The sequence below is a fragment of the Actinoplanes sp. NPDC051633 genome (assembly GCF_040681735.1).
GTDB lineage: Bacteria > Actinomycetota > Actinomycetes > Mycobacteriales > Micromonosporaceae > Actinoplanes.
In genome coordinates, this window is sequence record NZ_JBFAZH010000754.1 from 1 (window position 1) to 3,853 (window position 3,853).

Genomic DNA, 3,853 nt, shown 5'->3' on the forward strand with positions numbered 1-3,853 from the left:
GGGTGACGTGGCGGGCGAGGTGGCCGGCTGGGGTGCCGTGACCGGGTCAGTGGTGGGCCGGGGTGGTGCGGTGGCGGTGAAGACGAGCTTGGACAGGCCGAGGAAGGCCAGCGCCGGGAGGGCGGAGACCACCCAGCCGGACAGGCCGGGCTTGGCGACGGCGAGCTGCGCGGTCAGCGAGAACAGCACGGCGCCGACGAGCAGGACCATCGGGTAGCGCACCGACGTGTGCGGGTTGCGGCGTCGGCGGCGGCCGATCTCGATGATGGATGCGGTAGGGATCAGTTCACTGATGACGGCGTTGGCCCAGCCGAACCAGGCCGGGGTGCCGTTCGGGCTGTTGTCGATCGTCCAGTCTTTGACGTGGTGGAACGAGGCGGCTCCGGCCATCAGGCCGACGAACAGGACGATGAGGACCAGGACGCCGACTTGCAGGGTGTCGGCGGTGGATCGCTTACGTGGCTCGGGTTTCGTGGCAGGTATGGGTGTGGTGGCGGTCATGGGGTGTCCTCCGGGCCTAGGGTGGACAGGGCGATGACGCCGTGGCAGCCGAGGCAGAAGACCGGCGCGAGGCGCAGGACGGCCAGGTCAGCGGCGAGTTCGAGTGGGGTGTTGTAGTTGGCCGGGTAGACGGCGATGCCGTCGCAATGCGGGCAGGGCTGGGTGCATTCAGGGCAGCGTTCGAACAGTTCGCCGATGGCGTCGTCGCGTCCGGCGGGCATGTTGGTGTCGATGCAGAACGGGCAGTCGATGGTCGAGGTGCTCATCGGGGACCTCCGGGGGTTGCCCATCGGCGGGTGGTGGGATGAGTTGGCAGGCCGAGGGCGCGGCGAACGTCTGCGATCTTGTAGACGCTGCGGTCGAGACGCATTGAGATCTCGGTGTCGGGCAGGTGTTGGCGCCACAGGCTGGCGACAGCGGTTTCGAGTGCGCGGCGTTCGGCGGCGGCCGCTGCCCGGCGCTGAACCGCGGATTCGGGGTGATCGGCTGGTAGGAGTGCGCGGAGTCGGTCGACGTTGCACCGCAGACGCGCGGCGATCGTGGACATACTCAGGTTTCGCCGCAGTCCAGTAAGGACGGTCTCGATCCGTTCGGCGCGAGGCATACGGGCGAACAGGCGCGGTTCATCGGTGAGCGCGCGGTCGATGGCGATGTGGTCGAACGGGTAGTCGTCGGGAAGTTCGCACAGGCAGGCGGGGCAAAGGGTGGGTGTGTTCACGGGGTGCCTCCGCAGTCGAGGCAGGCGCCGGTGCGACGCGGGATGTAGTAGGGCTTCACAGCTCGGCAGGCGGGGCAGGTGCGGCGCGCGGTGAGCGCCTTGTCGAGCGCCGCGAGCTGCGCGGCGGTGGCGACGCGCTTGGGTTGCGCGAGATCGATGCGGTATAGGTAGGCGACGCGCTTTCCTTTGCGCCACATCAGTTGCGCCGCAACGTCTTGACCGCCGGGGCGCAGGTTCCGGGCGCGGAGTTGGCGGACGGTGGCCAGCCCGGTCGGGGCCATCTTGAACGGGTAGGTGGGGATGCCGTACCGCTCGCCGGTGGGGTCGTAGAACACCATCGGGTCCTCCTGGTCGGAGTCGTCGGTGGCCGGCTGGGCGTCCGCCTGATCGCCGTGGGTGCAGGGCTGGCCGAACGCGGGGTGGTCGTAGCTGTCGCGGTCGACGTCTTCGGGCAGGAAGGCGGCGTTGCAGTCAGCGCAGACGATCGGGCCGCCCTCTTGGAAGACGGTCACAGAGAGGCGGATCTTGCGGGGGCATTCGCACTCGCAGGAGACGCCGTTGTTGTTGTTCGTGCGTTGCTGGCCCTCGGTCAGTTCCGGGTGCCGGTACGCGCGCAGCGCGGTGCCGAGGGCGGTGATGGTGGCCGCGTAGGCGGCTGCTGCGCTGTCGGTCAGCGTGCAGGGTGAGTAGCCGAGCTTGTCGTCTTTCTCGGCAGTGAGGCCGAGTTCGGCGGCGAGGGCGGCGAACTTCTTGTTGTGCCACCGGCCCTGCCGGGAGGTGTCTTGGATGTTGCGGGCGTCGGCGAGGCCGTGGGTGGCTTCGTGCAGCAGGGTGGTGAACACCTCGGCCGGGGTGCGCTTGAGTCCTTCGCCGGAGACGAGGACTTCGGGAAGTTGGGCGTCACCGGACTGCCAGCGCAGGGTGGCGTAGTGGCCCCACTTCAGTGATTGACTTCCTTTGGCGGGCGAGCCGGAGCCGACGATCAGGACGGCGTCGGGTACTTCGGGATGGCGGGCGCGGATCGCGGCCCAGGCGGATTCGAGTGCGGTCAGCAGACCGGCGGTGGTGAAGGCGGGTTGACACGTACGTGTCACGTCACGGGTGTCGAGAACAGTGGTGGTCATGCGGCGGTCCTCCGCGTGTGGGCGCGGTACGCGCTGGCGGCGTACTGCAGAGCGGCGATGGCGTGGATGCGGGTGCGGCCAGGCGCGTTCTCCCAGGCGAAGACCGGGGCGCGGTGGCCGGCGTGGCCGTAGGCGATGAGGTAGGTGTTGAGCCACTCGACGGCGGCGGTGTAGTCGTGCAGCGCCGTGACCTCGGCGGTGTCGAGGTACCAGCGGGGATGGCCGAAGACGGCGGCGCGGACCGCGCCGACCATGCAGGCCGGGTACGTGCCGGTGCGATGGACACGGCACTTTCGGGTGCAGCCGTCGTGGGCGTCGTAGAGGCTGGCCGGGTTCCACCCATGGCGGGTCAGGTAGTCGGCGGCGCGGTCGAGGACCGTGTCGGTGTTGCCAACCGGCAGAGCGGTGATGGTGGCGGGGGTGCTCATCGGGCACCGAGCCAGGCGAGGAAGCCCTCACGGGTGGGTACGGTCTCGTTGGCATACGCCATTTCGGCGTAGGTTTCGAGCTGTTCCTCGGTGGCGTGCTGCCAGTCGTATTCGTCGGCGGCCGCACGCAGGGCGGTGATGACTTCGGCTTTGGTGCGGGCTGAGTCGTCGTTCCAGTGGAACGGGTACGGCTCGTCGGGGTTGGCGTAGGCGCCGCTGTCGGCGAGGTAGCCGTTGAAGTAGGTCGCGGCGAGGTTGTAGTCGCGGAAGCCGGGGTTGTCGGTCTCGTCGCCGGGGATCATGGTGACGCGGCCGTAGGCGGCCATGCCGATCGCGCCGTCGACGCAGGCGGGCGGGAAGGCGTCCTCGGGCCCGCCGCTGTAGTAAAGCTCTTGAGTCCAGCCGTGCAGGTCGAGGTAGCGGGCGGCTCCGCGCAGGATGTCAGCCGGGGTGACGGCAGCGAGTCCGTCGGTGTCGGAGGCGGGAGCGGTCGGATTTTGGGTACGGTGCATGACGCCACGTCCTTTCGTGGGCGGTGGTGGTGGCCGGCGGGCCGGGCAGCTTTCCTAGGGCTCTGGTCCCGGTTCGTCGGCCGTTCCTATCGGGTGGTGCTGGTGGTGCCGGGTGGTCAGCCGCGCCGGTGGGCGCGGGCGGTGATGCGTCGGCGGGCTGCGCCGTAAGAGCATCCGTGGCAGGTGTTGGAGCGGCGGGTGAACTGCCGGGGGTCGCGCCAGGCCCGGCACGAGGTGCAGCGGATGGCGACGACGCGGCCGGTGCGGTAGCACAGGCGCGGGATGAGCACGGCGATGACGGTCATGCGACGGCCCTCAATTCGGTGGGCTGGTTGGTGGTTTTGCGGGTGCGTCGGGTCCAGGCGGCGTAATCGGCGACGCGGATGATGTCGGCGTTGCTGAGGTACGCGCCTTTGGTCAGGGCGGGAGTGCCGCTTTCGGAGATGAGGTAGCCGCAGCCCTGGTTGGTCGGGTCGACGGACACGGCGCTGTAGCCGCGGGCGGCCCAGCCACGACCGAGCACGATGTCGGACGAGGCGTCGGTGGTGCAGCGGCCGGCGAACCGCCACG

The 3,853-nt window shown here is 69.4% G+C and carries 7 protein-coding genes and 1 pseudogene; all 8 read right to left on the reverse strand.

Annotation, left to right across the window (positions count from 1 at the left end; translation table 11 throughout):
- Positions 1-501 (reverse strand): hypothetical protein (locus AB0M20_RS31280; RefSeq protein WP_364303926.1); only part of this gene is annotated, 501 nt, incomplete at its 3' end.
- Positions 498-767, reverse strand: coding sequence for a hypothetical protein (locus tag AB0M20_RS31285; protein WP_364303927.1), 270 nt, complete (start codon positions 765-767; stop codon positions 498-500). The genes AB0M20_RS31280 and AB0M20_RS31285, both read right to left, overlap by 4 nt.
- Positions 764-1,219 carry a hypothetical protein gene (locus tag AB0M20_RS31290; protein WP_364303928.1) on the reverse strand — a complete coding sequence of 152 codons (456 nt, stop codon included), beginning with the start codon at positions 1,217-1,219 and terminating at the stop codon, positions 764-766. Before AB0M20_RS31290 ends, AB0M20_RS31285 begins: the two co-directional genes overlap by 4 nt.
- On the reverse strand, positions 1,216-1,557 hold the full coding sequence (locus AB0M20_RS31295) for an RRQRL motif-containing zinc-binding protein (protein ID WP_364303934.1): 342 nt from the start codon (positions 1,555-1,557) through the stop codon (positions 1,216-1,218). The genes AB0M20_RS31290 and AB0M20_RS31295 overlap by 4 nt, the downstream gene beginning before the upstream one ends.
- Positions 1,558-2,339: 782 nt before the next feature.
- Positions 2,340-2,771: a hypothetical protein gene (locus AB0M20_RS31300; protein WP_364303929.1), complete on the reverse strand. Its 432-nt coding sequence runs from the start codon at positions 2,769-2,771 to the stop codon at positions 2,340-2,342.
- Complete coding sequence (locus AB0M20_RS31305; RefSeq protein ID WP_364303931.1) at positions 2,768-3,283, reverse strand: hypothetical protein; 516 nt, start codon at positions 3,281-3,283, stop codon at positions 2,768-2,770. The genes AB0M20_RS31300 and AB0M20_RS31305 overlap by 4 nt, the downstream gene beginning before the upstream one ends.
- Before the next feature lie 116 nt (positions 3,284-3,399).
- Positions 3,400-3,588 carry a hypothetical protein gene (locus tag AB0M20_RS31310; RefSeq protein WP_364303933.1) on the reverse strand — a complete coding sequence of 63 codons (189 nt, stop codon included), beginning with the start codon at positions 3,586-3,588 and terminating at the stop codon, positions 3,400-3,402.
- Positions 3,585-3,853: pseudogene (locus tag AB0M20_RS31315) on the reverse strand (cell division protein FtsK); the annotation flags it as partial. The pseudogene AB0M20_RS31315 and the gene AB0M20_RS31310, both read right to left, overlap by 4 nt.